The following is a 25586-nucleotide window of genomic DNA, read 5'->3' on the forward strand; positions in this document are numbered from 1 at the left end:
TCAACCTACCCTGCTTTGCGGATAGATAGCGTCATGCCGATTGCATTTGACACCCTTGATGCCCTGCTGAACCACGGGTTCGATACCGTGATCGACGTGCGTTCGCCCGCTGAATTCGCGACGGATCACATCCCCGGCGCTGTCAACTTGCCCGCGCTGGACAATGCCCAGCGCGCGCAGGTCGGCACGGTCTACAAACAGGTCAGCCCCTTTGACGCCCGCAAGATCGGCGCGGCGATGGTGGCCCGCAATGTGGCGGATCATATTGATGGGCCACTGGCCTCGCAGGACGGCAGCTGGCGGCCCTTGGTCTATTGCTGGCGCGGCGGGCAAAGGTCGGGGTCTTTTGCCTCGATCCTGACCCAGATCGGGTGGCGGGCGCAGACTGTGCAGGGCGGCTATCAAAGTTTCCGCCACCTTGTGAACAAGGCCCTGCACATTGATCCGCTACCGCACAGGCTGGTCCTGCTGGATGGTTATACCGGCACCGCCAAGACCGCCATTCTGGCGCGGTTAGGCGCGCGAGGCGTGCAGGTTCTGGACCTCGAGGCGCTGGCGGCGCACCGCGGGTCACTGCTGGGGGGCACGCCCGGTGGTCAGCCCAGCCAGAAGGGGTTTGAAACCGCGCTTGCGGTCGCCCTGCACGCGCTGGACCCGGCCCGCCCCGTGCTGGTCGAGGCGGAAAGCAGCAAGATCGGGCGCATCACTCTGCCACCTTCGCTGTGGCAGGCCATGCTGGCCGCGCCCCGCGTCGTGATCACGGCCCCCCTGGCGGCGCGTGCGCACTACCTGACACAGACCTATGCCGATATCATCACCGACCCCGATGAGGTCGCCCGCAGGCTGGCGCCGTTGCGCAATATCCGCGGTCACGCCATTGTCGACGGGTGGATCGGCCTTTTGCGCGCCGGCGACTTTCCTGCCCTGGCCGCGGCGCTGATGACGCAGCACTATGATCCGGCCTATACCAAGTCGCGCCGGATCGACACACATACCGTAATCGCGACTGTGCAGGCGCAAACGCTGGATGATGCGGGACAGGCGCGTGCAGCAGATGCCCTGCTAAAAGCGATCAGCGCGCTATGATATCCGGCACATGGGTGATTTCACCGATGATTGCAGCGGTGTAGCCCGCCGATTTCAACCGGGCGAGGGTGGCATCGGCCGCCGCGGGGGAAACAGCAGCCAATAGCCCGCCCGCCGTCTGCGGATCATAAAGCAGATCGAAATTCGCCCCCGCAATCACCCCGGCACCAGCCGCGTTATCGGCAAACAGCGATGACCGCACACCTGCCTGCGACAACTCCGCCGCCCCAGGCATCAACGGGATCTGGTCAAGCATCACCTCTGCCCCGGTCCCCGACGCATCACACATTCCACGCAAATGCCCTGCAAGGGCGAACCCCGTCACATCGGTCATCGCATAGGCATCACGCAGGATATCTGCCGCCTGCCCTTGCGATTGCACCATCAGGTCCAGACAGGCGATCACGTCGGCCCCGCGCGCCTGCCCTGCCATTTCAGCGGCCATGATCGTGCCGCTGCCGATCGGTTTTGTCAGGATCAGCGCGTCACCGGGTCTTGCGCCGCCCAGCGTGATCGGCGTTTCCGTCAGGCCGGTAATCGTGAATCCAATCGTCAGTTCATCGCCCAGCGACGTATGCCCGCCAATGATCGTTGCGCCGGCTTCCGTCATGACCAATGCCGCAGCCTGCATGATCTCGGCCAATGTGCGCTGTTGCAGTTCGGCAGACATGCGCGGCAGGATGATGCTTGCGGTCGCCGCCTGCGGCGCAGCCCCCATCGCCCAGATATCGCCCAGCGCATGCACGGCGGCTATACGGGCCATCATCACCGGGTCAGGCGTCAGGCTGCGCAGATGGTCCGTGGTCATCACCTGCCCCGGCTGCACCATCGCGGCATCATCACCAAAATAGTCGGCCAGCACATCTTGCAGCGCTGCCCGCCCCACCTTGGCCCCGCAACCGCCGCACATGGGTTTGTCGCCCAGCGCCTCGACCAGTCCCAAGGCTGCCTTGCGCGGGGCCTTCACGGCTGGCATGGCAGGCAGTTCATCAAATTGGCGCATGAATTTGCGGTCAATATGATCCTTGAGACGCCACAGCAGCGATCCCTGCCGCGCCGTGCCAAATTTTTCCGCCAATGCATATTTGCCGCCAAGGGACACCAATTTCAGGTAATCGTTTTGCGGTTTATAAGGCCGTAATGGCCCGCCCCAGAGCACCGCGCGCAGGTTATCGAACAGCACAGGTGCCTCGCGCACGGCATAGACGCCCGCCTTGGGGCGGGGGTTTTCGCGCAGATGCGCGCAATCACCAACCGCGAAAACTGCGGGGTCGCTGGATTGCAGGTTGGCATCGACGCTGATGAACCCGTCATGCATATCCACCCCGATGCCCGCCAGCCAGTCATGCGGTTTGGCACCTGCCGCTCCTGTGGTGAAATCGGACCTGATCGTGCGCCCGTCTTTCAAGACGACACCTTGGGGGAACACCTCGGACACGTCGGCATCCTCGACAATCTCGACATTCTGCGCCGTCAGTGCGGCGAGCATTTTCTGCCGTGCCTTAGCGCCAAGATCGGCCAGCGCGCGACTACGGTCGATCAACCGCACGGTGGGGGCCTTGTTCCGCAGGGCGTGGGCCATCGCCATGGCCAGTTCGGCCCCCGCGACACCCCCGCCGATAATGGCGATTTGCGGGTCATTTGCATTTGCGCGGAACGCATCCCATCGCGTGGCAAACATCCCCAGCGGCTTGGCTGGAACGCCATGGTCGGTAAACCCCGGCAGGTCGGGCATGGCCGATGTGATACCCACATCAATCGCCAGCGTGTCATAGGCGATGGGCGGACGCCCCGGCACCGTCACCACCTGTGCCGCACGATCAACCGCCGTCGCATAGCCATTGATCAGTCGCGCACCGGCGAAACGCGCCAGCTTCACCAGATCAATGTCGAGTTCGTCGCGGCTGTAATGCCCGGCCACGAACCCCGGCAGCATCCCCGAATAGGGCGCGGTCGGGCCGGGGTTGATCACCGTTACCCGCACACCGGGCAAAGGGTTCATCCCCCATTTGCGCAGCACCAGCGCATGGGTGTGTCCACCGCCAATCAGGACAAGGTCGCGGGTAAGTGGCAAGTTCTTCATTGCGCTGTTCTAGCGGCGCGCCGGTCAGGGGGAAAGCCATTGTCCGCCCCAGTGACGATCACGTGAGAAAGACGCCCTCCGGTGGATCGCGCCCAGATGCACGACGTCGATGTAGGCAAGGTCACAGTGCAGCACGGCAAATGTTGCGGGATCGGGCCGTTTGGCATAATCAAGCGCCTGCGCAATCGGCCGACCCGGCGGCGGTCTGGCCCCATAACTTTGCTGCGCATGGTCGGGGATGCTGTCCCACAGCGGCAATAGCCCGGGCCCCGATTGAATGGTCACATCTGCTTGCAGACGGATTTGCAGCACCTGTTCCGCGTCCCAGATATGCAGTGCCGCGCGGGGGCTGCTGCGCAAGCTGGCGATCTTGTCAGAATAAAGATCAGTGTGAATGGTCAGCGCGGCCCCCGCCCTGTCGGCAGACCGCAAGACGACCGTGCGCGCCTCGGGCCAGTTGCCGGGCGATACGGTGGCGAATGTCGGACGCCGGGCCACATGGCTGGCGTCGGTGACGCCGCGTGACAACGTGCCCCAAACGGCCGCATGCAGACCGTCAAGGGTTTCGAACCAGTCAGTCATAGCCTGTCATCTCCAGATAGCCGCGCCCCGCATGACTGCCCGTCACCGCTACTGGCCCTTCCCAATAGGGTACGGTCGTGTCCATCCATGCGTTTTCGTTGATCGCCTGCACGGTCACATCCACTCCCCTTGCAGGCAGTTCGACACGCCATGTCACGGGCACATCACGCGCGTTCACCGCCAGCGGCGTGGCGAACAGCGCCCCGTCGTCATAGGCCGTCGTGCTACCATCTGGCGTGATCCACGTGGCAGAGGTGTAATTTTTCCCGTCCGTCTGTTGCAACCGGAACCCCATCAATTTGTTGCCGTCATCGAACGACAGCGAAAACCAGTCCCAGCCGGTCTGGTTTTCCGCCAGCGGTTGCGACGACCATTCCCGGTCCAGCCAAGCAGCCCCGGTCACCGTCACATCACCATCCGGCAGGCGCAGCGTGCCCGCGATGTCAAAGAACGGCTGCGAATAATAATACGACGCCTGCCCGGCGGCGGATTTGACCGAATAACCATCCTCCCCATGGAACACCAGCGGACCTTGGGCGGTCAGCGCCATCTCATAGCCAAAGTCAGGGCCGCTCGCGGTCATCTGCATTGTCTGCCAGTCGCCTTGCAGCGTCCAGTCGTCGATCCATGCCGCAAAGGGGTCTGCGGTGACACCCGCCTGCCCGATCCCGCCGCGCGCCAGCCGTTCGGTGACATGGTGATCCGTCGGCGTCGTCACGGCAGCGTGCCCCATCCAGAGCTGCGGCGTATCCCAGCCCGTGCCATCCTGCGGGGCAAGGGCGGAACGGAACAATGTCCATTGCAGACCGTAAGGTGTGCCATCTGCGGCGGCCAGGTTAGCCGTCAGATACCACCATTCGATCCGGTAATCGGGATGCGCGCCATGATCGGCGGGGAAAGTGAATGTGGGGTCGGGCTGCGGCACAGCGAAGCCTTCGGCAGCCGTGCCAAGGCCTGCAAAGCCCTGCGCATGCGCCATCGCCGGAAGCATTGCAAGGATCAGTATTTTAGCGTTCATTTGAAAACACCTTGAGCAGATCGGCAGGCGGCGTGCGGGCCAGCCTGCGGGCGGGCCAAAGGGCCGCCAGAACCGCCGCGAGCAGTGCGAACAGCCCCAGCCGCGCATAATCGCCCGGAAACAGATACATCGGTAACTTCCAGCCAAAGGCCGCGACATTGACGATGGCCAACAGTGCCCAGGCCAGCACCAGCCCCAGCGGCAGCGCAACGATGGCCGTCAGCACCGCCAGCAGCACTGCACGCAACAGCTCCAGCCGGCCCAGTTGCGCCCGCGTCATCCCCATTGCCCAGGCCGGCGCCAATTGCGGAACGCGCATGGTGGCAAGGGTCAGCAGACTCATCAAGATCGCAAAGCCTGCCACCGCCAGCGTCAGAATGTTCAGCGCGGTCGTGACGGTGAATGTCCGGTCAAACACCGCCAACGAAAACGCCTTGATCCCAGCCTGATTGATGGTCTGACTGGCGGGGATGCCTGTCGCCGCTTCAAGGGCATCGACAAAGCCGGGTACGTCCGCGCGGGCCATACGCAGGCCAAACCGCTGCGGGGTGATGTCGGGGTAAAGCTGCGCGAACAGCGCCTCTGATATAATCGCCTGCCCGATAGGGTTGCCGTAATCGCCGTAAATTCCGACAATTGTCAGCGATACATCCTGCACGCTGATCCTGTCACCAATCGCCAGCCCCGCGCGCCGCGCCAGTTGTTCGTTGATCAGCACCGCGTCACCGGCAAAGGTGCGATCCCACGGGTCCAGCCCGCTTTGCAGCAACGCCCAGTTGTCGCGATAGGTGGCATGATCGCGGGTGCCGAAGACCTCGGTTGGGAAACCGGCAACCTGCGTATCCGCCGACTGGATCGGCAAGATGGCATCGCTGCGCGTGCTGGCAAAGGCGATCAGCGCATCGGTCTGTGCCGCACTGTCGGTGCTGACGTATAGTTCCGATGCAAGCCGCTGATCCAGAAAGGCGGTAAAGGTCAGCCGAAAGCTGGACACCATCGTTGAAACACCGACATTGGCCGCCATCGCCAGCAGCAGCGCCATCAGCGCCAGCGATAGCCCCGGCAATTGCTGGCGCGTATCCGCCCAGAACCATTGTGCCGTCACCGACCGTGCCAATCCACTGGCCAGCGCCAGCACCCGGTCAAGGATCAGTGGCAGCGCCAGTGCCGCGCCAATCAAGAGCGCGCCCAAAAGGGCAAACCCCGCCGCAAGGCCTTGGGCCTTGAAGATGAGAATGGTTGACAAGGCGAGGAGGAGGGTCGCGACAAGGGCCTGCACCCGTGCACGTTTGCCTGCCGCCATGACCAGCGCACGCGGTTGCGCCGATGCCAGCAGCGGCATCCGCGCCAGTTTCCAGAACGCTCCACTGGCAGCAAGGGCGGTGCCGCCCAGCGCGATCACCAGCCCCGACACCCACCAGACCGGCCTTAGTTGCAGCATGCCTGATACATCCGCCCCGTAAAGCCCGCGCAAGGTGGCGGCCACGTCAGGCAGCAACAGCGCCGCAATGACATAGCCCAGCGCCACTCCGAATATTCCCGCCACAAGCGCAAAGATCATCAGTTCGGCCGCCATCAGCACCACCAACCGCCGTAACGGCACACCCAGCGCGCGCAGCGTGCGCATCACCGGACGGCGTTGTTCGAACGCCAGCCCGATCGCACCGTTGACGATGAATATCCCCACGGCAAAGGACAAAAGCCCAAAGGCGGTCAGGTTCAGATGGAAACTGTCCGTCAGCCTGCCGATGTCTGATCCGCCCTGCGCCTGCTGGCGGATCAGACCGGGCGCGATATCTGCCAGCGGGGGGCGGCCCTGTGGCTGGCTTGGCACGACGATCAGGCTATCGATCAGGCCTGCCTTGCCCAGCAGATGCTGCGCCACCCCGATGTCGGTGATCGCCGTGCCGGGCGCGGTATCGGGGCTGATGATCACGGGCAGGTCCGGCAGTCGCGCCGCCGTTACGTCATTTGCGAAAAGCTGCCCTGTGCCCGTCAGGAAATCCGCGATATCAGCGCCTTGCACCAGCCTGACCGGTCCGATTCCGCCGGGGGCCGTAAGCGGGTCGATCCCCACGATCCGCACATCTTTCAGTCGCCCCTGCACCACCGGGCTGACCAGCCAGCCTGCACGCCGCAGCGCGATATATGTCGCCTGATCCATCGGTTGCCCGTCGCGGCGGACCAGCCTGTCGTATTGCCCTTCGCCCAGCGTGGCAGCGGCGGCGTCATAGCTGGCGCGCGCCTCGGCATTCACAGCCTGCACACCGGACCACAGTGCGGTCGCCAGCGCCAGCCCTGCCAGCAGCGTGAACAATTGCAACGGATTGCGCCACCAATGCGATAATAGCGCTTGCAGGGCCGCGGCTGTCATACGATCCGGCCTTGCCGCAGGTGCAGGCGGCGCTGCATCCGTCCCGCCAGCGCCTGCGAGTGCGTCACCATCAACAGCCCTGCACCGGTTTGCGCGACCAGTTCCAGCATCAGATCCAGCACGGTGGCGGCAGTCGCTTCATCCAGATTGCCGGTGGGCTCGTCAGCCAGCACAAGGCGCGGCTTCGGCGCAAGTGTCCGCGCGATGGCGACCCTTTGTTGCTGGCCACCAGACAGTTGTTCCGGGTATTTTCCCAGCTGCTTGGTCAACCCCATACGGTCGGCCAAGACGGCGGTCCAGGCGGGGTCATGCCGCCCTGCCAGCCGCGCCTGAAAGGCGATATTATCGGCAACTTTCAGGCTGGGTATCAGGTTGAATTGCTGAAACACGACGCCAACTGTGCCACGCCGCAACGCCGCCCGCCCGTTGTCATCAAGGGTGGCAATTTCCGTGTCGTTCAGCAGGATCTGCCCACTGTCTGGCGTATCCAGGCCGCCGATCAGGTGCAACAGCGTGCTTTTGCCGCTGCCGCTCTCGCCGGTCAGCGCAAGCGTTTCACCCGCGTCCAGCGTCAGGTTGATCCCATCCAGCACGGTGAACGGCCCGTCAGCCGTGGCGTATGACTTGCGAATATCCTTGACGATCAGCAGCATGTTCCCTCGCATCCGTATCCTGATCTAACACGGGATTGCCGCGTGGGAACGGCTCTGCGACGATAAAGTGTTTTGACCTCACGTTTTGCTGTTCCTCACGATCACCGGCGGTAAGGTGGGGGAAAATGAACAAGGGACGTTTGATATGAAAGAGATCGTGATTCTGGGCGGCGCACGCACGGCAATCGGCACCTTTGGCGGGGCACTGGCGGGCACGCCGCCGATCGAGCTGGGCACCGTGGCCGCAAAGGCGGCACTGGAACGCGCTGGTGTGACAGGTGCGCAGATCGGCCATGTGGCATTTGGGCATGTCATCAACACAGAACCACGCGACATGTATGTCAGCCGCGTCGCCGCGATACAGGCGGGCGTGCCGGATGCGACACCGGCGATGAACGTCAACCGCCTGTGCGGGTCGGGGGTGCAGGCGATTATCTCTGTTGCGCAGTCGCTGATGCTTGGGGATGCGGAATTCGGGCTGGCTGGCGGAACTGAGAACATGTCGCGCGCGCCCTTTATCGTACCCGATGCCCGCTGGGGCGCAAAGATGGGCGATGTACGCAGCCTTGATATGATGCTGGGCGCGTTGAACTGTCCCTTTGGCACCGGGCATATGGGTGTGACGGCCGAAAATGTGGCGGGTGAACACCAGATCAGCCGCGACGCACAGGACGCCTTTGCACTGGAAAGCCAGCGCCGCGCCGCGGCGGCCATTGCGGCGGGCCATTTCGACAGCCAGATCGCGCCGGTGCAGGTCCGCGTCAAGCGCGACATGGTCGATTTTGCGCGCGACGAACACCCCAAGGGAACCACGGCAGAGGCACTGGCCGGTCTGCGCCCGGTGTTCCAGAAAGACGGGAGCGTGACCGCAGGCAACGCATCGGGCATCAACGACGGCGCAGGTGCCGTCGTGCTGGCCACGGCAGAGGCAGCAGCCAAGGCAGGGCTGACGCCGAAATTCCGCATTCTGGGCTATGGGATCGCCGGGGTCCGGCCAGAGGTGATGGGGATCGGCCCGGTGCCTGCCGTGCGCCGGTTGCTGGAAAAAACCGGTCTGTCAGCAGGCGACTTCGACGTGATCGAATCGAACGAGGCCTTTGCCGCGCAGGCGCTGGCCGTGTCCAAAGAGCTTGGATTCGATCCAGCGCGCGTCAACCCCAATGGCGGCGCGATTGCGCTGGGGCATCCGGTGGGGGCCACCGGGGCGATCATCACCGTCAAGGCGATGTATGAACTGGAACGCACCGGCGGCAAGCGCGCACTGATCACCATGTGCATCGGCGGCGGTCAGGGCATCGCGCTCGCGATTGAGCGTATCTGATACGCGGCTGGCGGGTAGCGGTATTTGCGACCGCTACCAGAGCTTGCCTATCTGACGCGTCATAATGTTGTTCAGATAAGCCTGATCCCGAATGCGGAAATGGGCGCGAATTTGCCCGATGTGATCCGGATGAAACCGTCGATGCCCTCTGCGTTTTCGGAGACGATGAAGGTCTCATTCGGTGCGGCAACCAAGGCGGCAATCCTGTCCGTCGTGAATTCAGACAATGCGTATTCTGCGAAGAAAGCGTTCACGCCCCGGCGGATACATGTGCCCAGCCAAACTTCCAGCGATATCGCGGCGATGCTCGAAGCGTCTGACTTGAACGCGGGTCTGATCTTCATATTTGCCGCCTAGAACAAGACGGACTTTTGCCGCTCGGCCAGTGCCGATACCACGCTCATTGCGGCCAACGCGGAACTGCGGGGGTTGTCGGGCAGGCCCTTGCCAGTGATCTGGAAATGCAGTTCGCCAAACTGGCCGACCGCATGGATTTCGTGCGTGTTGCCCTGCGCTTGCGGATCGGCGATCAGTTCCACCCACGTGGTATCCAGCCCGATGCCCGCCAGCGCAACGGCGGCGGCAACATTGGCGTTCTTGGGATAGGCCAGTGCGGCCTGCCTTGCTGTGCCGGTGAAATGCGTTTTCGGCTCGGTCAACGCGTCAAGCTCCAGGGCATCATCCGCAGGCGATCCGCGCCAGCCTGCTGGCGGTTTGCGGCCGGTGTAGGTCACGCTTTGCATCGGGCCGACGCAGGCGGCGCGCAGGGCATCAAGGCCCCCTATTGCACCACTGGCCAGTTGCAGCTTTGACCCGCCGGTCTGCGCGGCGGCCAACAGCTGATCATGTAGCGCCTGATCCGCCAGCGCACCCAGCGATACGGTCAGCACATCGATCCCCCCCGCCAATGCACCCGGACCGTGCGCCGCAAGGGCCGCGTGACCGCCGCAATCGACTAGCAGGCGAACATCTGCGGGCAGATCGTCAATCGCGCTGATGCAGGGCGGATCGCCTGATGCGTCTTTTCCGGGGCGGACGACCTGTGCGACCTCGAAAATACCTTCCGGCAGATGCGCACGGACATAGGTGGCAATCGCGCCGTGACCGATGATGGCGATCCGCATCGCCCTTAGAACGCCTTGAATGTCAGGGTCGTCAGCGTCCGTTCGATCCCTGGAACATCCAGCAGGTTTGCGTTGATGTATTTGCCCACATCCTCGCCCTCGGGGATATACATCTTGACGAGCAGATCATATTCGCCACTGGTGGAATAAAGTTCGGAATGGATTTCGCGCAGTGCTATGGCATCGGCCACATCATAGGCGGTGCCGGGGCGGCAGCGGATCGAAATAAAGACGCAATGCATCGCGGTTCCTTTCTGGTCGTTGGGTCAAGTTGACCAGAAAGATCAGGCAGATGCCAGCCCTCAGGCGGTTGGATAATCGCGTAGAAACACCCATTTGCCGCCGTCCGACAGATCGGCATCATAGGCATAGCCGCCAGTGCCGAACCCTTTGATATCATCCGGGTCGGTCAGCCGGTTTTCCACGATATACCGCGCCATCGCCCCGCGTGCGCGTTTCGCAAAAAAGCTGACGATGCGCGGCTTGCCGTCTTTCAGCTCCATAAAGGTGGGCGTGATCACCCGCAGTTTCAGCACCTTGCGGTCGGCGGCGCCGAAGTATTCCTGACTGGCGCAATTGATCAGCGTATCGGCGCCCTGCCCGGCCGCCTGCGCGTTCAGCGCTGTTGCGATGGTGTTGCCCCAATAGTCATACAGCGACTTACCCCGTCGCGTTTTCAACCGGCTGCCCATTTCCAACCGATATGGCTGAATTGCATCAAGCGGACGCAGCAACCCGTACAGCCCCGACAGAATCGCCAGATGATCCTGCGCCCAGCGCAGATCGTCCTCGGACAGTGTTTTCGCCTCCAGCCCCTGATAGGTGTCACCGTTGAACGCCAATGCTGCCGGTTTGGTCGCCTGCGGGGCGGGATCGGCCTGAAACACCTTGAACCTATCGCGGTTCAGGCGGGCCAGATCATCGGAAATGTGCATCAGATCCTTTAGCTGCGTCAGCGTCAGGTTGCGCGCGGTTTTCGCCAGCCGCACCGCATCGTCCTGAAATACCGGCTGTGTCGGCGTGATCGCGACCGGCTCCATATCCAGTGACTTGGCGGGCGAAATGACGACGAGCATGGGCAGTTTCCTTTGTTGGTCTGGGGTGGGATGTAACATGCAATGCTGCGATGACCAGCCCTCTGGCCCTTGGCAGTTGTTCGCCCTATCAAGGGGCAAATATTCGGGAGAACCAACATGAAGCTTTGTCGCATCCGCACAGAAGATGGAATCCGGCCCGCCGCCGTTGACGAAAACGGCGCGCTGCGCGATCTGAGCGACCATGTCGACGATCTGAGCGAGGCCGAGATATCACCCGCAATGCTGAAAAAGCTAGCCGCGCTGGACGTTTCGCAGCTGCCCGAAATCAAGGGGGACTATGCCCCGATCCTGCGCGATATCCGCCGGTTGTTCTGCATCGGGCTGAACTATCATGACCACGCCACCGAAATGGATATGCCGATCCCGGAACACCCGGTTTTATTCATGAAGGCCTGCCCGGTCACCGGCGCACATGACCCGATCATCATTCCCAAGGGATCGACCAAGACCGATTGGGAAATCGAACTGGGCATCGTGATCAGCCGCACCGCACAGCACATAGCCGAGGCGGAGGCGCTGGATCATGTGGCGGGTTATTGCATCGCCAACGATGTGTCTGAACGGGATTTTCAGATGAATTTCGGCGGGCAGTGGGTCAAGGGTAAATCTTGCGACAGCTTTGCCCCCTTGGGTCCGTGGCTGGTGACACAGGACGACATCCCCGATGCGCAGGCGCTGGAGCTTTTGTTGCAGGTGAACGGCGTCACCAAGCAGTCGGGAAACACATCCACGATGATCTTTACGGTGCCGCAGATCGTGGCCTTCGTCAGCCGGTTCGTGACCTTGCAGCCGGGTGATGTGATCATCACGGGCACGCCGCCCGGTGTGGGTGTCGGGCGCAAACCAAAAGAGTTTCTTAAGCCGGGAGATACTGTCACCGCACAAATCACGGGACTGGGACAGATGCAGCAGGAGGTCCGGTCGTTTGGAGGCTGACGCCTGCGGCTGGTCAGTTCAATTGAACCTGCAGCGGATAAAGACCATCCTCGAACGGACCAAAAAGGTCATCCAGGTCAGGGTGATCTACCGGTTCACCCGAATAATCGGCGACAAGGTTTTGTTCGGACACGTAGGCAACGTAAAAACTCTGCTCATTTTCGGCCAGAAGATGATAGAACGGCTGGTCTTTCTTGGGCCTGCTGTCCTCGGGAATGGCGTTATACCATTCATCAGTGTTGGAAAACATGGCGTCCACATCGAACACAACACCCCGGAAAGGATGCTTTCGATGGCGGACCACCTGACCCAAATGATATTTTGCGCGCGTCTGAAACATTACGTTACACCCCCGTCCAGCATATGGGTTTTTCAGCGTAGATGTCTACCGGCAGGGCAAAGAAATAAGGGAAACAGTCTGTGAACATCATACTGACAGTCTTGAATATCACCGCGCCGGTCTTTCTGCTGGCGGCTGTTGGTTTCGCCTGGGTCAAACTTGGCTTCGAATACCGGGTCGAATTCGTTACCAGACTGGCGATGACCCTTTCGGTGCCATGCCTGATTTTCGTCGCCCTGATGAAAACCGAAATCGACCCAGAGGCATTGGCGGCCCTGTCACTGGCATCACTTGCTGCCTATGTCTTTGTAATGTCTGGCAGTTTTGCGCTGGTGAAGCTGGCACGTCTTGATGTGCCGACTTATCTGGCACCGTTGGTATTCGGCAATACCGGCAACCTTGGCCTGCCGCTGGCATTGTTCGCCTTTGGCGATATCGGGCTTGGTTATGCCGTGGTTGTTTTCGCTGTCATGGCGATCTTGTCCTTCACCATTGGGATCTGGATCGTGGCAGGGGGCGGATCGCTGAAACGGGTCGTGCAGGAACCGCTGGTCGCCGCCACGGTTCTGGGCGCGGTGTTTTTGTGGCAGGGCTGGGAAACGCCCGTCTTTCTGACGAATGCGCTGGAATTGATCGGACAGATGGCGATCCCGATGATGCTGATCACGCTTGGCGTGGCTGTGGCGCGGCTTGAAACGCGCGCCATGACACAGGCGGTCTGGCTGTCGGCGGCCAAGCTGCTGATCTGTCTGGGCGCAGGTTGGGCGTCGGCGCGGCTTTTCGGGCTGGACCCGGTCGCGGCTGCGGTCCTGATCGTGCAGGTCGCCACGCCTGTGGCAGTGACATCCTATTTGCTTGCCGAAAAATACGGGGCAGATGCGCAACCCGTTGCAGGGCTTGTTGTGGCCTCTACCCTGCTGGCCGTTCTCGCTTTGCCGGTGATCCTTGCATTTGTGATCTGATCCGCCGTTCTTTGGGATTCCCAGATCGGGCATGATCGGCTATGGTCGAAAAAAACAAACAAAAGCGAGAGGCAGATGAGCAGTATCTTTCGCGCGATGATTGCCGTGCTGGTTTTGGGCAGCTGTAGTGGCGGGAGTGGATACAACTCTGCCCCGCGACAGCTGGATGACGCATGCAGCATCGTGTCAGAACGGCCCGAATACCTGCGGGCCTTCCGCAAGGTCGAGCGGAAATACGGGGTTCCGGTTCCGTCCCTGATGGCGATCATCTATCAGGAAAGCAAATTCATCGGAAATAACCGCACGCCGCATCGCTATGCGTTGGGGGTGATCCCGGTGGGGCGGCAATCTTCGGCCTTTGGCTATAGCCAGGCGCTGGATGGCACATGGGAAGAATATCAGGACAGCGTTGGTGGCCGGCGCGCGCGGCGCGACAACATCGACGACGCATCGGATTTCATGGGATGGTATATGGCCCAGACCGTCACGGAAACCGGTGTGCCGATTTATGACACCCGCAACCAGTATCTGGCCTATCACGATGGCCGCACCGGGTTCAAACGCGGCACATGGCGATCCAAAAGCTGGCTGATCCGCATCTCCGGAGAGGTCGAGGCGCGTGCGATTCTTTATGACGCCCAACTGCGGTCTTGCCGTAAACGCTAAGCTGACAGACGCCAGAGCGTTTCGACCGCATCAGGCATCACACGCCGCGGCGGCCGCTGCCTGACGGTTGCACGCGACGTGTCGAATTGGATATCCGGAACTGGCGTCGAAACGCTCTAATTACCCCATTTGCGCATTTCAGCGCGGATGTTGAACAAAATATCGCCAATCCTGACGCCTTCGACCAGTTCGGTCAGGACCACGGTGGTGCGTGTGCCCAGGTCATCCGTGATGACCCACTGCCGCAAGGCAATCGGATCGGCGCTAAACACCAGTTGAATGCCCCCGTATTCGGGATGATCGGGGTCCTGGGCGTTGATGACCGTATAGGTGCCATCATAGCTTTGCCCTGTCACCATGCGCGCGCGCGCCAGATCAACATCGCGCTGCAAAATGACGTTCAGCGGCGTCTGGTTCAGCGGAAAACGGTCAGGCCCGGTATTCGAGCGCGGATCAAACACCGCCAGTTGCCCGCCGCCGGCGATAACCATGGATCTTTCCGGCGGATCATATTCGAACCGGATACGCCCCGGACGTTTGATATAGATGGTGCCTGAAATCTGCGATCCGTCGGGGTTGACCTGGGTAAACCGCCCTTGGGCTGTTTCCAACTGATTGAGGTATTGCGAAATCTGCGCGAGCGACAACTGCTGCGCCGATGCTGCACCGGCATAGATCGCAAGCGCGACCACTGCGAGCGTGAATAGGATACGTTTCATCATCTGCCTTACATATGTGCTGGCGTGCCTGTTTGCACCTGCCTTATGCGTCGCAGACCAACATATGATGATCTGTTAGGCGATATCACGCCGCATGATTACCAATAGCCGACAAGGCATATGCGGCATCCAGCACGACGGTATCTGAAATTTGCCGCCCCACGATCCGCGCCAGATGATCCGCGCCAATCAGGTTGGCCGGGGTCGTGATCGCCATGCGCAAGGCATCTTGCGGGGTAATCCCCACCCGGCCGATCAGCCGCGCAACCCCTTGCGCCTGCGTGACGTGGGCCCCTGCCAGGTTCCCTTGGGCATTGATCAGGCGACCGTCCCGCAGGCGGATGTCCTGCCCGTAAAGCTGGAAATGATCCGGCCCGCCGACCGTTGGCATGGCATCCGATACCAGAAACATCCGGTCTGACAGGGGCCGCGCGCGGATCGCCAGCGCCAGCATCATATCATCGACATGCACCCCGTCGCAGATGACCCCAAGGTGAGCATCACTATTTATCGCAGCCCCGACAACACCGGGTGCCCGCCCCTGCATCTGGGACATGGCATTGAACAGATGAGTCACGGCCCGCGCCCCCGCATCGAACCCCACCTGCGTTTGCGCAGCTGTCGCATCGCTATGACCCAGCGAAACGATGGCCCCCGTCGCGGCAAGTGCGCCGATCTGGGCAGGGGTCGCGGCCGCGGGGGACAGCGTGATCATCACGGCGATGCCGTGGCGGCGCAGGTCAGTGACAAGGTCCAGCGTTGTATCATCCATGGGGCGGATAAAATCCGCCTGATGCGTGCCGCGTCGTGTCAAGTCGATATGTGGCCCCTCGATATGCAGCCCGGAAAAACCGGGCAAGTCGCGGGCGGCAATTGCTGCCTGTCCGGCGCGCGCCAGCACTTCGGGTGCGTCGGTGATCACAGTCGGCATCATGGCCACCGTTCCACAGGCCCGATGCGCCGCAACGATCGCGGCGATCCCCTCAGGGGTCGGATCGTGATTGAACAAAACCCCACCGCCACCGTTGACCTGCAAATCGACAAAACCGGGGGTGACAGTGCCCATAACAACGCGCGTCTGTGCGTTTGCAGGCAGGTCAGACCGCGGTTGCAGGTCGGTGACGACCCCATCGACAACGCGCAAAGCCATACCCCGCCGCAGGATATGGCCATCAAAAACGGCATCAGGCACAAGCCAATGATCGGTCATGCCTGCGCCATGACGGCCGCATAGGCCGCCCCCCTGGCGCCACTGGTGTCGCCACCCTGGGCCAGATGAACGGGCGGCACCGGAAAACCGCTGAACTGTGCAACAGCCATCGCCGCCTGTAAATCGGCAACGATGCCGGGAATTTGCGACAGCCCGCCGCCCAGCACGATACAATCAGGATCAACCGTCAGGATCAGGCTGCGGATCAGATCGGCCGTCAATGCGCACCAGATATCCCATGCGGCCTGCGCACCCGGATCAGCGCTGCGCCGGGCGATCAATGCGGGCGCATCCAGCAGCTGCCCCATGGTCACGGCCCCGATGCGCGACAGCCCCGCGCCGCTGATCAGCGTCTCGACACAGCCCGTGCGCCCGCACCCGCATTGCACCAGCGGCAAACCATGTTGTGCCACCAGTGCGGCACTTGCGCTGACATGACCAAATTCACCCCCAACATGACCGGCGCCGTCCAGCAAGCGCCCCTCAATAGCGACACCGCCACCAACACCGGTGCCCAGGATCAAGCCCAGGACCGTGCGCGCGCCCTGCCCGGCACCCAGCACGGCCTCTGACAGGGTCAGGGCGCGGCTGTCGTTGAGGTAAGTCACCCTGCGTCCGATGGCATGTATGATATCGGCAGGAAAGGCGTGGCCCGAAATGGCCAGATTTGCAGCCAAGGCCAGACCATCAGCAGGATTGATCAGCCCGGCAGACCCAATGCCGACGGGCAGCGCGGCACCAGCCTTGGCATCAGCCCATTGCACCAGATCCTTCAAGGCAACGATCAGATCCCCATAGCGGGCGGGCGTCGCGACGCGACTGCCGTGCTGGATCTGCCAGCGATCATCAAAGATCCGGGCGGCAATCTTTGTGCCGCCCAGATCAATGCCCAAAGCGGCAAGTTTGCAGTTTTCAGGGATTAGCGCACCCACACCTCAACCCGGCTATAGGCGTTGATGCTGACCTGGCCGCTGTAACACGTGACCGGCGCAACCGTTCCAAATCCACGGGCAGAAAACCGCAGACGGTTCGTCGAGATGGTTTCAGGTGCGTATTGGTTGAACGCGGCCTGCACTGCGGCGGCAGCCTCGCGCGATATATTGATGGCGGCATCGGTGCCATTTGTGCTGGTGGCGTAGCCAACAAAAATAATCTCGCGGTCAGTAAATTCAGGTTCGTTCAGCAGCGACTCGAGCGAGCGGAACATGGCACGGTTCCAAGCACCCTCGGGCCCGCTGGCGGGACCACCATAGAAGGTCGGCGATAGCCGGTCCGCCGGAAACATATCCTGGAACATTTGTGCCGCTGCCATGCGTTCGGCATCGTTCAGGTTGGCGGTCAGCAACGTGTTCAGCCGCGCGTTCTTGTCCACACCGTTTTGTATCGTTGCTGTCTGGTTCAGATAACCTGAAGCAGCAAACAGGTCTTGCACATCCGGGCTGGTTGCAAAATCGAACAGCGCACGTACCTGCGGTGCATTCACCGCTTGGCTGTAGTTGGCCATGACAGGCCGCAACAAAGGATAGTCACCTGATATGATATTGAACGCGGTTGGCGTAACCGGCTGACCACAAGAGCCTGACACCGCAAGCGTCTGGGTATCACCGATACTGTCCAGCCCGACGACGCTGATACTGCCGGGAAACTGGTTGACGGAGGCTGCGATGCCTTGCTCGTCTGCCATGATCAGGACGCTGTCAGCGATCGTTTTTCCCTGGGGCGCCATTACAATGCGGTTAAGCTCCATGCGGCTCGGCGCGCCCTTTGGCAGTTGCAGGGGCAGGATCGCGGTATTCGTGCCGCCAAGCTCGGACCAATTCGTGATTTCGCCTGCATAGATCGCAGCCAGTTGGGCAACCGAAACCGCGTTAACCCCCACGTTGCCGGGTGCGATGACAGCAAATGCGTCAAGTCCCAGCATCTGATGCGTTGGCTGCGTCGTCATCGCCCAGTCAGCGGGCGACGGATATTGCAAATCGGCAGATCCGGTCAGCGGCGTGGTCGTGATGTTGATATCGCCCGCTTCGGCATCCTCCACAATCGACACTGGTGCAGCTTCGCCGCCATCGGCAAAAACCGTTGAAAGCGTCTCAAACAGACCTGCGATTTTGGCATCCGCAAGCGAAACACTCAGCGCTTGTGTCGTTGCGTCCGCTGCAACGACCGCTTCGATTGCTTCGCCACCGGCAAAGACACCCTGCAAATCCGCAGCGGACAGGCCAAAATCATTGTTTGCCAACAGGCTGGTGCAACCCGCACCATAGCAACCCACCTCTGACACAGGGACGCTGACCCGACCGACCGAGGTTTCGACAAAGGCCATGCTGCCGTTAAATCCTACGACCTCGCCCTCGACGCTAATGAAACCATCGGTCGATCTCAGTTCAACAGGTTCAGCAAAAGCGACAACTGGTGTCACCGCAAGGAACAGTGAGGCGGCAAATTTATTTGACATTGTATCTCGGCTCTCCAGTGACGTTTTCGTTTAGACCTAGCGGCTTTTTTCCGCGCTGAAAGACAAAAAACATAGAATACTGGCAAAAATTGGATGCAACCCGGAATGAACGCAATATTGTTCATTTACAGGAAACAATTCTTTTGTCCCTTTATTTTCGAGATTTTCAGCCTGTGAAGCGCGGGCGGCAAAGCTGCGCGCGCCAGCATTTGCCACATTTTCATGATATTTGATATCGGTCGACAACAGAATCATTAACACTCCGGTCAAAGACAAAACCGCCCGACATGACCACGCGGGAGGGAGGTGCGTGGCATATCGGACGGTAATGCCTTGTGACGCGGCGGCAAAATCAGATGGAGGGATCAGATCGCCTGCCCGACGTCTATGATCATCATGCCACGTTTGCGACCGATGCAAAGGCAAGAAGCGGCTCTTGGATCGCGCAGATGCTGCAACTGCAAACAATGCCTCTATTTTTGGCAGATTTGCCTGTGCTTGCTGCGAATTGCGACGCTGCAAAAGGCTTTGGTCCGGTGCGCCAAGACAACGTGACACGCCACTTAAGCGGCGGGGGGCGATGTCGGCCTTGTTTCCAACCCGGAAAAATCAAACAGCTTGGGGTCAAGCAGATGCGAAGGGCGCGCATTCATCAGTGCCCGGAACATGACCTGCCTGCGTCCGGGGCTGTTTTTTTCCCAACCATCCAGGATCTGCTTGACCTGCTGGCGCTGCAATCCATCCTGTGATCCGCACAAATCGCAGGGAATGATTGGATAGTTCATCGCCCGGGCAAATTTTTCGCAATCCGCCTCGGCCACATGGGCCAGGGGACGATACAGAAACAGGTCGCCTTCTTCGTTCACCAGCTTGGGCGGCATTGTGGCCAACCGCCCACCGTGGAACAGGTTCATGAAAAATGTTTCAAGTATATCGTCGCGGTGATGGCCAAGTACGACCGCTGAACATCCTTCCTCGCGGGCGACCCGATACAGGTTGCCGCGCCGCAGCCGTGAACACAGTGCACAGAACGTCCGCCCGGTCGGCACTTTGTCCATGACGATGGAGTAGGTGTCCTGATATTCGATCCGGTGCGCCACGCCCATCTTTTTCAGAAATTCCGGCAAAACCGTCGCCGGAAACCCCGGCTGGCCCTGATCCAGATTGCAGGCGACCAGATCAACCGGCAGTAACCCGCGCCATTTCAATTCATACAGCGCGGCCAGCAGGGTATAGCTGTCCTTGCCCCCTGACAGGCAGACCAGCCATTTTGCGGCAGGCGCGTCAGGGTCACGATTGACCATACCGTAATGATCCACCGCCTCGCGGACGTTTTGAATGATCCGCTTGCGCAGCTTCTTGAACTCGGTGGTTTTTGGCGCACCGTAGAACAGGGGGTGAATGTCATCAGCATCATCTAGCATGGGGCGGATATGCCAGAATGCCGCGGCCCTGCCTAGAGGCATCCGAATGTCGTCGTCCCGCGTAGAATAGAAAAGGAGTTTTGAATGCGTCTGCTAATCCTGCCCCTTCTTGCCTTGTTGGCCGCCTGCACCGGCAAACCGTCATTCGACGACCCCAGCCTGAGCGACCGCAAGCTGAACCTTGAGGACTTCTTTGACGGCGACCTTGTCGCCTATGGGCAATTCCAGGACATCCTTGGTACCGTGCGGCGCAGTTTCGTCGTGACGATCCGCGGTGACTGGGACAATGAACGCCTGCGACTGGTCGAGGATTTCACGTATGAAGACGGATCAACGGAACAGCGCATCTGGACGCTGACCAAAACCGGCCCGGACAGCTGGACCGGCACGGCGCCCGGTGTAATCGGGCAAGCCACAGGGCAGGAACAGGACAACAGGTTCAACTGGGCATACGAGATTGACCTGCCGATCCCGTCCGCCGATGGCACGTCAGACACGATGCGGGTCACATTTGATGACTGGATGTGGCTACTGGCCGAAGATCGGCTGCTGAACCTTGCCTATGTCAAACGCTACGGAGTCGACATAGGCACCGTGACGATATCGTTCGAAAAAGAGTGACAAGATTTTTCGCGAAAAATCTTCAGTCCGGGACGTTGTCGATACCCGAACCGCCCAGCGGATGACAGCGCCCGATCCGGCGCGCTGCCAACCAGCTTCCCTTGATCGCACCATGCTTTTCCAGGGCCTCCAGCGCGTAGGCCGAACAGGTTGGCTGATAGCGGCAGCCATGCCCGACCCACGGCGACAACACCGCCCGGTAAGCCCGCACAGGCAGTGATATGATATAGGCAAGCGGTGTCATGTATGCACCTTGCGCAACGCGCGTTTCAAATCGGCGACAAGTGCATCAAACGGCAAAGTCGCCGTGGTGTCCTTGCGTCCGACCAGCACATAATCCCAGCCATCGCGGCCATTTTCGGGTAGGACGACCCGCGCCACTTCGCGCAAGCGACGTTTGGCCCGGTTGCGGGCAACAGCATTCCCGACCTTTTTGGAACATGTATAGCCGACGCGTATTCCCTGCGCGTCACCCTCGGCACGTTTGCGGGCTTGCAAGTGAATACCCGGGGTCGCATGTCTGCGCCCATGCGACGCGCGCAGAAAATCGGCGCGCTGCGTCAGAACCTGCAAACAAACGGAAACCGCCGGAGTGCCCACATCAGGCCCAACCGGCGGTTTCGAATCAGTCAAGAAACTGGACGCGCTTACGCGCTCAACTTCGCACGACCCTTGGCGCGACGTGCGTTCAGGATCTTGCGCCCGGCCTTGGTGGCCATGCGTGCGCGAAAGCCGTGGCGGTTCTTGCGAACCCGATTGGATGGTTGGAACGTACGCTTCATCGCGTGTCCTCCGGTCTGGGGCCAAATCCAAAACGCAGGATTCGAAGCCGATCAACAATTCAGACCCGTCCTTTAGAGCGGAGCCGCCCCGCTGTCAACGCGCATCCCGGGGTCAAATTGCAACAATCGGGACATTTCAGGGGCATCAAATGTTTCAATGATCACGTCCGGACCCTCCAAAACTGAAACAAGCGGACCCGTTTACATCAATGCGCCGTGATGAGGGTATCGCAATCGGGCGCTTGCGGTCATCTAGGATCGCGTGCCGCACTTGATCACAGGACTCGAACGATGCATGAAATGACGCCAAAAAATGCTCACCCGCTCTTGCGCAGGCTACCGCTGATCACGATTCTGATCGTGGCGGTTCTGGGCGCGGTGTATCTGCGCGACTATCTGTCGTTTCAGGCGTTGGCTGACAATCGCGAGGCACTGATCGCATTTCGTGATGCTAACTATGCGGCAACCGTCGCTGTCTTCATCGCAGCATATATCGTCATTGTCGCATTTTCCCTGCCAGGGGCCACAATCGCCACGTTGACGGGCGGTTTTCTGTTTTCCACCTTCCCCGGGGCGGTGTTCAATATCACAGGTGCCACGCTTGGCGCGATCATCATCTTTCAGGCGGCGCGCCTGGGCTTGGGCGAGCGGATGGCTGCAAGAATGGAAGCCTCCGAAGGATCGGTGAAGCGGATCAAGGAGGGGATCGACAACAACCAGTGGGAAATGCTGTTCCTGATCCGTCTGGTGCCTGCCGTTCCGTTCTTTGTGGCGAATCTGGTGCCTGCGCTGGTCGGCGTGCCGCTGTCACGCTTTGCGATTTCGACCTTTCTGGGCATTATTCCCGGCGGCGTCGTCTATACATCGGTCGGGGCCGGTCTGGGCGAGGTTTTCGCGCGCGGCGAGACCCCCAACCTTGGCATCATCTTTGAACCGGCCATTCTGCTGCCCATTCTGGGGCTGTGCGCGCTGGCTGCGCTTCCAATTCTCATCAAGGCCCTGCGCGGCAAGAAAGGTCTGTAGGACATGAACCGGATCAAGACAGATATTTGCGTCATCGGCGGCGGATCAGGCGGGCTGTCGGTGGCCGCAGGCGCGGTGCAGATGGGGGCATCGGTGGTTCTGCTGGAAGGCCACAAGATGGGCGGCGATTGCCTGAACTATGGCTGCGTGCCATCCAAGGCGCTGATTGCGTCGGCCAAGCAGGCCAATGCCATGGCGCACGGTGCGAAGTACGGCATCGGCAATGTTGACCCGTCGGTCGATTACGGGGCCGCCAAGGATCATGTCGCCGACGTGATCGCCACCATCGCCCCCGTCGATAGCGTGGAACGCTTCGAAGGGCTTGGCGTTCAGGTCATTCAGGAATTCGGGCGCTTCATCTCGAAAACCGAAGTGCAGGCAGGCGACACCGTGATCACAGCACGGCGATTCGTCGTCGCCACCGGCTCTGGCCCGTTTGTGCCACCGATCCCCGGGTTGGAAAATGTAGCCTATTACACCAACGAAAACATCTTTGATCTGCGGGACAAACCCAAGCACCTGATCGTCATCGGCGGCGGCCCGATCGGGATGGAAATGGCACAGGCCCATCGTCGCCTAGGTTGCAACGTGACCGTCATCGAAGGGATGAAGGCGTTCGGTAAGGACGATCCCGAAATGGCCGAAATCGTGCTGGAGAACCTGCGCGCCGAAGGTGTCAACATCGTGGAAGACGCGCAGGCCGATAAAATCAGCGGCAAGGGCGACACGATCACCGTGCATACACCCAAGGGCGATTTCACAGGTTCGCATTTGCTGATGGCCGTGGGTCGCAAGGTCAATACCGACAAGCTGGATCTGGATGCGGGCGGCGTCGCCTATGATCGCAGCGGGCTGAAGGTTGGGCCTGACTTGCGATCTGTCAGCAATAAACGAGTCTATGCCGCGGGTGATGTGGCCGGCGGGCTGCAATTCACCCATGTGGCCGGATATCATGCCGGCGTGCTGATCCGCGCGATCCTGTTTGGACTGCCCTCGAAACAGCGCACCGATCACATCCCATGGGCCACCTACACCGACCCCGAACTGGCGCAGGTCGGGCTGACCGAGGCACAGGCGCGCAAGAAATACGCCAGCACGCTAGAGGTTGTCCGGTTCGATTTTCACCACAACGATCGCCTGATCGCGGAACGCAAGACAAAGGGCCTGATCAAGGTCATGGTGGTCAGGGGGCGGCCTGTCGGCGCGTCGATTGCCGGGCATATGGCTGGCGAGTTGATCGGCATGTGGGCCATGGCGATCGCCAACAAGATGAAGATGTCGGCCATCGCCAACACCGTTCTTCCCTACCCCACGATTAGTGAGGTTAACAAACGGGTTGCAGGTGCCTATTTTAGCCCCAGACTGTTTGAAAGCGACACGGTCAAGAAAGTGGTGGGCCTGATCCAGCGCTGGTTGCCCTGATCGCACAAGGCGAGGCATATGTTCAATACTCTGTCAGGTCGTTTCCTGATCCTCACGATCATCTTCGTGATGCTGGCCGAAGTGTTCATCTTTGTGCCATCCGTCGCCCGTTTCCGCGAGGATTACTTGCTGGCCCGTCTTGAACGGGCGCAGATCGCATCGCTGGCGGTGGAGGCTGACGATATGATCAGTTCCGATCTGGCCGCCGAACTGCTGGAAAACGCCGAAGTGTATAACGTGGTTTTACGGCGTGATCAGTCCCGGCAGCTGGTGCTGTCCTCGCCTATTCCCTCGCCGATCAAGGCCACCTACGACATGCGGGAACCTACAGCCACGAAATTGATTGCCGATGCGATGCGCACGCTGGTCGATACTAATGAACGGATCATCCGGGTCATTGGCAACCCTGTGCGCGATGGCGGTCTGTTGATCGAAGTCACAATGGATGAAATGCCACTGCGCGCGGCCATGCTGGAATATGGGCGCAACGTGCTGTTCCTGTCGGCTGTCATTTCGATCATCACTGCGGTCTTGCTGTTCTGGTCGGTGCAGGTTTTGCTGGTGCGTCCGATCAAGGGGGTCGTGGACCACATGAAAAGTTATGCAGACGCACCCGAAGACGCGCGCCAGATCATCCAGCCCACCGCTGGCGTGCGCGAATTGCGCGATGCCGAAGAAGCCCTGCAAATGATGCAGACACAGCTGACCGGTGCATTGAAACAAAAGGAACGGCTGGCCCAGCTTGGCGGGGCCGTCGCCAAGGTTAGCCATGATTTGCGCAACATTCTGACCTCGGCGCAGCTTTTCGTGGACCGGATCGAAGGTTCTGACGACCCGCTGGTCAAACGGATGGCGCCCAAACTGGTGGGGTCAATTACCCGTGCCGTGAACCTGTGTGAGACGACTCTGGCCTTTGGCCGGGTCGATGAGGCAGCCCCCGCGCTGGCCCGGGTAAATCTGTCCGGTATCGTCAACGACGTGATTGATAGCGAAAGACTTGCGGCAGGCGACTACCCCCTGTCGTTCGCCGAGGACATTCCAGCCACGCTGACCCTGCGCGCCGATGGTGAACAGCTGTTCCGTGTGATCTTCAACCTGGTGCGCAACGCCCGGCAAGCGATCATGGCCACGGGCGAGCCGGGAGAAATCTGTCTGAAGGCGGGCGAAGACGATAACGCCTGGCGCCTGACCGTGACGGACACTGGCCCCGGCCTGCCAAAGAAAGCGCAGGAACATTTATTCCAGCCGTTTCAAGGGGGTGTTCGTAAAGGCGGATCAGGTCTGGGCCTGGTGATTGCCGCCGACCTGATCCGCGGCCATGGCGGCCGGCTTGAGCTGCAACGCACGGATGAATCCGGCACAACATTCATGATCCAACTCCCCAAAGCCGACCTTGCGCTTGCACCGGCGGCCGAATGAACAAAGAATCCCAATTGCCCCTTGCATCACGCAGCGCAGAAGGCTAAATCACGGCCCACGCGGATTGGTAGCTCAGTTGGATAGAGTACTTGACTACGAATCAAGGGGTCGGGGGTTCGAATCCTCCCCAGTCCGCCAAATAATTCAAAGGCTTAGAGATTTATCGCTGAGCCTTTTTTTGTTTTTAGTCTCTGTTTAGTCGCGTGTTTGTGATGTGAAAGGATGATTTTGTATGTTCAGCAATGAGCTGAATCGAAACCGCTCTACAG

Annotated in this window: 28 protein-coding genes and 1 tRNA gene; 10 read left to right on the forward strand and 19 right to left on the reverse strand. The window is 60.5% G+C overall.

Annotated features, from left to right (window positions below):
* The first annotated feature begins 33 nt into the window (after positions 1-33).
* Positions 34-1086: a tRNA 2-selenouridine(34) synthase MnmH gene (mnmH, locus tag ACTG4B_RS02280; protein WP_439154054.1), complete on the forward strand. Its 1053-nt coding sequence runs from the start codon at positions 34-36 to the stop codon at positions 1084-1086.
* Here mnmH and selD read toward each other — a convergent pair.
* The 5 genes from selD to ACTG4B_RS02305 are packed head-to-tail and all read right to left on the reverse strand — an operon-like array spanning position 1073 to position 7796.
* Entirely contained in the window at positions 1073-3169 is a 2097-nt protein-coding gene (gene selD / locus ACTG4B_RS02285) for a selenide, water dikinase SelD (protein ID WP_439154055.1), read from the reverse strand. The genes mnmH and selD overlap by 14 nt on opposite strands.
* A 24-nt stretch (positions 3170-3193) precedes the next feature.
* Positions 3194-3751: a pyridoxamine 5'-phosphate oxidase gene (locus ACTG4B_RS02290; protein WP_439154056.1), complete on the reverse strand. Its 558-nt coding sequence runs from the start codon at positions 3749-3751 to the stop codon at positions 3194-3196.
* On the reverse strand, positions 3744-4769 hold the full coding sequence (locus tag ACTG4B_RS02295; RefSeq protein ID WP_439154057.1) for a lipocalin-like domain-containing protein: 1026 nt from the start codon (positions 4767-4769) through the stop codon (positions 3744-3746). Before ACTG4B_RS02295 ends, ACTG4B_RS02290 begins: the two co-directional genes overlap by 8 nt.
* Positions 4759-7143, reverse strand: coding sequence for an ABC transporter permease (locus tag ACTG4B_RS02300; protein ID WP_439154058.1), 2385 nt, complete (start codon positions 7141-7143; stop codon positions 4759-4761). Before ACTG4B_RS02300 ends, ACTG4B_RS02295 begins: the two co-directional genes overlap by 11 nt.
* Positions 7140-7796, reverse strand: a complete 657-nt coding sequence (locus ACTG4B_RS02305; protein ID WP_439154059.1) for an ABC transporter ATP-binding protein — start codon at positions 7794-7796, stop codon at positions 7140-7142. The genes ACTG4B_RS02300 and ACTG4B_RS02305 overlap by 4 nt, the downstream gene beginning before the upstream one ends.
* 145 nt (positions 7797-7941) lie before the next feature.
* Between ACTG4B_RS02305 and ACTG4B_RS02310 the strand changes: the two genes are divergently transcribed.
* Positions 7942-9117 carry an acetyl-CoA C-acyltransferase family protein gene (locus tag ACTG4B_RS02310; RefSeq protein ID WP_439154060.1) on the forward strand — a complete coding sequence of 392 codons (1176 nt, stop codon included), beginning with the start codon at positions 7942-7944 and terminating at the stop codon, positions 9115-9117.
* Positions 9118-9188: 71 nt separating this feature from the next.
* Here ACTG4B_RS02310 and ACTG4B_RS02315 read toward each other — a convergent pair whose 3' ends face one another.
* From ACTG4B_RS02315 to yaaA, 4 genes are read right to left on the reverse strand one after another with little or no spacing between them, the layout of a single operon-like run.
* Positions 9189-9461, reverse strand: a complete 273-nt coding sequence (locus tag ACTG4B_RS02315) for a hypothetical protein (RefSeq protein WP_439154061.1) — start codon at positions 9459-9461, stop codon at positions 9189-9191.
* Between the two features lie 9 nt (positions 9462-9470).
* Positions 9471-10241: an aspartate dehydrogenase gene (locus ACTG4B_RS02320; RefSeq protein WP_439154062.1), complete on the reverse strand. Its 771-nt coding sequence runs from the start codon at positions 10239-10241 to the stop codon at positions 9471-9473.
* Between the two features lie 5 nt (positions 10242-10246).
* Positions 10247-10483, reverse strand: a complete 237-nt coding sequence (locus ACTG4B_RS02325) for an Lrp/AsnC ligand binding domain-containing protein (RefSeq protein ID WP_439154063.1) — start codon at positions 10481-10483, stop codon at positions 10247-10249.
* Positions 10484-10543: 60 nt separating this feature from the next.
* Positions 10544-11317 carry a peroxide stress protein YaaA gene (gene yaaA / locus ACTG4B_RS02330; RefSeq protein WP_439154064.1) on the reverse strand — a complete coding sequence of 258 codons (774 nt, stop codon included), beginning with the start codon at positions 11315-11317 and terminating at the stop codon, positions 10544-10546.
* A gap of 117 nt (positions 11318-11434) precedes the next feature.
* Between yaaA and ACTG4B_RS02335 the strand changes: the two genes are divergently transcribed.
* On the forward strand, positions 11435-12274 hold the full coding sequence (locus tag ACTG4B_RS02335) for a fumarylacetoacetate hydrolase family protein (protein WP_439154065.1): 840 nt from the start codon (positions 11435-11437) through the stop codon (positions 12272-12274).
* 13 nt (positions 12275-12287) lie between these two features.
* Here the strand turns inward: ACTG4B_RS02335 and hspQ are convergent, their stop codons facing one another.
* Entirely contained in the window at positions 12288-12614 is a 327-nt protein-coding gene (gene hspQ, locus ACTG4B_RS02340; protein ID WP_439154066.1) for a heat shock protein HspQ, read from the reverse strand.
* An 80-nt stretch (positions 12615-12694) separates the two neighbouring features.
* On the opposite strand from hspQ, the gene ACTG4B_RS02345 reads away from it, so the two are divergent.
* Positions 12695-13576 carry an AEC family transporter gene (locus ACTG4B_RS02345; RefSeq protein ID WP_439154067.1) on the forward strand — a complete coding sequence of 294 codons (882 nt, stop codon included), beginning with the start codon at positions 12695-12697 and terminating at the stop codon, positions 13574-13576.
* Positions 13577-13651: 75 nt separating this feature from the next.
* Positions 13652-14242, forward strand: coding sequence for a transglycosylase SLT domain-containing protein (locus ACTG4B_RS02350; RefSeq protein WP_439154068.1), 591 nt, complete (start codon positions 13652-13654; stop codon positions 14240-14242).
* A 116-nt stretch (positions 14243-14358) separates the two neighbouring features.
* On the opposite strand, the gene ACTG4B_RS02355 is transcribed toward ACTG4B_RS02350, so the two are convergent.
* The 6 genes from ACTG4B_RS02355 to ttcA all read right to left on the reverse strand — a co-directional run bounded on the left by ACTG4B_RS02355 (position 14359) and on the right by ttcA (position 20050).
* Entirely contained in the window at positions 14359-14964 is a 606-nt protein-coding gene (locus ACTG4B_RS02355) for a LolA family protein (protein WP_439154069.1), read from the reverse strand.
* Positions 14965-15046: 82 nt separating this feature from the next.
* Positions 15047-16171: an N-acetylglucosamine-6-phosphate deacetylase gene (locus ACTG4B_RS02360; RefSeq protein WP_439154070.1), complete on the reverse strand. Its 1125-nt coding sequence runs from the start codon at positions 16169-16171 to the stop codon at positions 15047-15049.
* Positions 16168-17103: an ROK family protein gene (locus ACTG4B_RS02365; protein ID WP_439154071.1), complete on the reverse strand. Its 936-nt coding sequence runs from the start codon at positions 17101-17103 to the stop codon at positions 16168-16170. The genes ACTG4B_RS02360 and ACTG4B_RS02365 overlap by 4 nt, the downstream gene beginning before the upstream one ends.
* Positions 17091-18626: a PstS family phosphate ABC transporter substrate-binding protein gene (locus ACTG4B_RS02370; RefSeq protein WP_439154072.1), complete on the reverse strand. Its 1536-nt coding sequence runs from the start codon at positions 18624-18626 to the stop codon at positions 17091-17093. Before ACTG4B_RS02370 ends, ACTG4B_RS02365 begins: the two co-directional genes overlap by 13 nt.
* Positions 18627-18662: 36 nt before the next feature.
* Positions 18663-19184, reverse strand: a complete 522-nt coding sequence (locus tag ACTG4B_RS02375) for a hypothetical protein (RefSeq protein ID WP_439154073.1) — start codon at positions 19182-19184, stop codon at positions 18663-18665.
* Between the two features lie 5 nt (positions 19185-19189).
* Positions 19190-20050: a tRNA 2-thiocytidine(32) synthetase TtcA gene (gene ttcA, locus ACTG4B_RS02380; RefSeq protein WP_439154074.1), complete on the reverse strand. Its 861-nt coding sequence runs from the start codon at positions 20048-20050 to the stop codon at positions 19190-19192.
* 84 nt (positions 20051-20134) lie between these two features.
* On the opposite strand from ttcA, the gene ACTG4B_RS02385 reads away from it, so the two are divergent.
* Complete coding sequence (locus ACTG4B_RS02385) at positions 20135-20671, forward strand: DUF3833 family protein (RefSeq protein ID WP_439154075.1); 537 nt, start codon at positions 20135-20137, stop codon at positions 20669-20671.
* A gap of 22 nt (positions 20672-20693) precedes the next feature.
* Here ACTG4B_RS02385 and yidD read toward each other — a convergent pair whose 3' ends face one another.
* Genes yidD through rpmH form a run of 3 tightly spaced genes read right to left on the reverse strand, consistent with a single transcriptional unit; the run spans position 20694 to position 21453 of the window.
* Positions 20694-20915, reverse strand: a complete 222-nt coding sequence (gene yidD / locus ACTG4B_RS02390) for a membrane protein insertion efficiency factor YidD (RefSeq protein ID WP_439154076.1) — start codon at positions 20913-20915, stop codon at positions 20694-20696.
* Positions 20912-21304 (reverse strand): ribonuclease P protein component, encoded by a 393-nt coding sequence (gene rnpA, locus ACTG4B_RS02395; RefSeq protein ID WP_439154077.1) that lies wholly within the window; start codon positions 21302-21304, stop codon positions 20912-20914. The genes yidD and rnpA overlap by 4 nt, the downstream gene beginning before the upstream one ends.
* Before the next feature lie 14 nt (positions 21305-21318).
* A complete protein-coding gene (gene rpmH / locus ACTG4B_RS02400) occupies positions 21319-21453 on the reverse strand; it encodes a 50S ribosomal protein L34 (protein ID WP_007204042.1) in 135 nt (44 codons plus the stop codon).
* 300 nt (positions 21454-21753) lie between these two features.
* Here rpmH and ACTG4B_RS02405 point away from each other — a divergent pair, with 300 nt between their 5' ends.
* The 4 genes from ACTG4B_RS02405 (at position 21754) to ACTG4B_RS02420 (ending at position 25455) form a co-directional block, all read left to right on the forward strand.
* Positions 21754-22476 (forward strand): TVP38/TMEM64 family protein, encoded by a 723-nt coding sequence (locus ACTG4B_RS02405; RefSeq protein WP_439154078.1) that lies wholly within the window; start codon positions 21754-21756, stop codon positions 22474-22476.
* Positions 22477-22479: 3 nt separating this feature from the next.
* Complete coding sequence (locus tag ACTG4B_RS02410) at positions 22480-23898, forward strand: dihydrolipoyl dehydrogenase family protein (protein WP_439154079.1); 1419 nt, start codon at positions 22480-22482, stop codon at positions 23896-23898.
* Positions 23899-23916: 18 nt separating this feature from the next.
* On the forward strand, positions 23917-25317 hold the full coding sequence (locus tag ACTG4B_RS02415; protein ID WP_439154080.1) for a sensor histidine kinase: 1401 nt from the start codon (positions 23917-23919) through the stop codon (positions 25315-25317).
* A 61-nt stretch (positions 25318-25378) separates the two neighbouring features.
* Positions 25379-25455, forward strand: a tRNA-Arg gene (locus ACTG4B_RS02420).
* The last annotated feature ends 131 nt before the right edge of the window (positions 25456-25586 follow it).

The sequence above is a fragment of the Yoonia sp. genome, assembly GCF_965660735.1.
Taxonomy (GTDB): Bacteria; Pseudomonadota; Alphaproteobacteria; order Rhodobacterales; family Rhodobacteraceae; genus Yoonia.

Bases quoted from the DNA above. Each gene is read 5' to 3' on its own strand.
- ACTG4B_RS02310 (WP_439154060.1), top strand. From the start codon at position 7,942: ATGAAAGAGATCGTGATTCTGGGCGGCGCACGCACGGCAATCGGCACC.
- ACTG4B_RS02360 (WP_439154070.1), bottom strand. From the start codon at position 16,171: ATGACCGATCATTGGCTTGTGCCTGATGCCGTTTTTGATGGCCATATC.
- ACTG4B_RS02315 (WP_439154061.1), bottom strand. From the start codon at position 9,461: ATGAAGATCAGACCCGCGTTCAAGTCAGACGCTTCGAGCATCGCCGCG.
- ACTG4B_RS02410 (WP_439154079.1), top strand. From the start codon at position 22,480: ATGAACCGGATCAAGACAGATATTTGCGTCATCGGCGGCGGATCAGGC.
- ACTG4B_RS02385 (WP_439154075.1), top strand. From the start codon at position 20,135: ATGCGTCTGCTAATCCTGCCCCTTCTTGCCTTGTTGGCCGCCTGCACC.
- yidD (WP_439154076.1), bottom strand. From the start codon at position 20,915: ATGACACCGCTTGCCTATATCATATCACTGCCTGTGCGGGCTTACCGG.
- mnmH (WP_439154054.1), top strand. From the start codon at position 34: ATGCCGATTGCATTTGACACCCTTGATGCCCTGCTGAACCACGGGTTC.
- ACTG4B_RS02325 (WP_439154063.1), bottom strand. From the start codon at position 10,483: ATGCATTGCGTCTTTATTTCGATCCGCTGCCGCCCCGGCACCGCCTAT.
- rpmH (WP_007204042.1), bottom strand. From the start codon at position 21,453: ATGAAGCGTACGTTCCAACCATCCAATCGGGTTCGCAAGAACCGCCAC.
- ACTG4B_RS02415 (WP_439154080.1), top strand. From the start codon at position 23,917: ATGTTCAATACTCTGTCAGGTCGTTTCCTGATCCTCACGATCATCTTC.
- ACTG4B_RS02350 (WP_439154068.1), top strand. From the start codon at position 13,652: ATGAGCAGTATCTTTCGCGCGATGATTGCCGTGCTGGTTTTGGGCAGC.
- yaaA (WP_439154064.1), bottom strand. From the start codon at position 11,317: ATGCTCGTCGTCATTTCGCCCGCCAAGTCACTGGATATGGAGCCGGTC.
- selD (WP_439154055.1), bottom strand. From the start codon at position 3,169: ATGAAGAACTTGCCACTTACCCGCGACCTTGTCCTGATTGGCGGTGGA.
- hspQ (WP_439154066.1), bottom strand. From the start codon at position 12,614: ATGTTTCAGACGCGCGCAAAATATCATTTGGGTCAGGTGGTCCGCCAT.
- ACTG4B_RS02290 (WP_439154056.1), bottom strand. From the start codon at position 3,751: ATGACTGACTGGTTCGAAACCCTTGACGGTCTGCATGCGGCCGTTTGG.
- ACTG4B_RS02335 (WP_439154065.1), top strand. From the start codon at position 11,435: ATGAAGCTTTGTCGCATCCGCACAGAAGATGGAATCCGGCCCGCCGCC.
- ACTG4B_RS02295 (WP_439154057.1), bottom strand. From the start codon at position 4,769: ATGAACGCTAAAATACTGATCCTTGCAATGCTTCCGGCGATGGCGCAT.
- ACTG4B_RS02300 (WP_439154058.1), bottom strand. From the start codon at position 7,143: ATGACAGCCGCGGCCCTGCAAGCGCTATTATCGCATTGGTGGCGCAAT.
- ACTG4B_RS02355 (WP_439154069.1), bottom strand. From the start codon at position 14,964: ATGATGAAACGTATCCTATTCACGCTCGCAGTGGTCGCGCTTGCGATC.
- ACTG4B_RS02305 (WP_439154059.1), bottom strand. From the start codon at position 7,796: ATGCTGCTGATCGTCAAGGATATTCGCAAGTCATACGCCACGGCTGAC.
- ACTG4B_RS02370 (WP_439154072.1), bottom strand. From the start codon at position 18,626: ATGTCAAATAAATTTGCCGCCTCACTGTTCCTTGCGGTGACACCAGTT.
- ttcA (WP_439154074.1), bottom strand. From the start codon at position 20,050: ATGCTAGATGATGCTGATGACATTCACCCCCTGTTCTACGGTGCGCCA.
- ACTG4B_RS02405 (WP_439154078.1), top strand. From the start codon at position 21,754: ATGACGCCAAAAAATGCTCACCCGCTCTTGCGCAGGCTACCGCTGATC.
- ACTG4B_RS02320 (WP_439154062.1), bottom strand. From the start codon at position 10,241: ATGCGGATCGCCATCATCGGTCACGGCGCGATTGCCACCTATGTCCGT.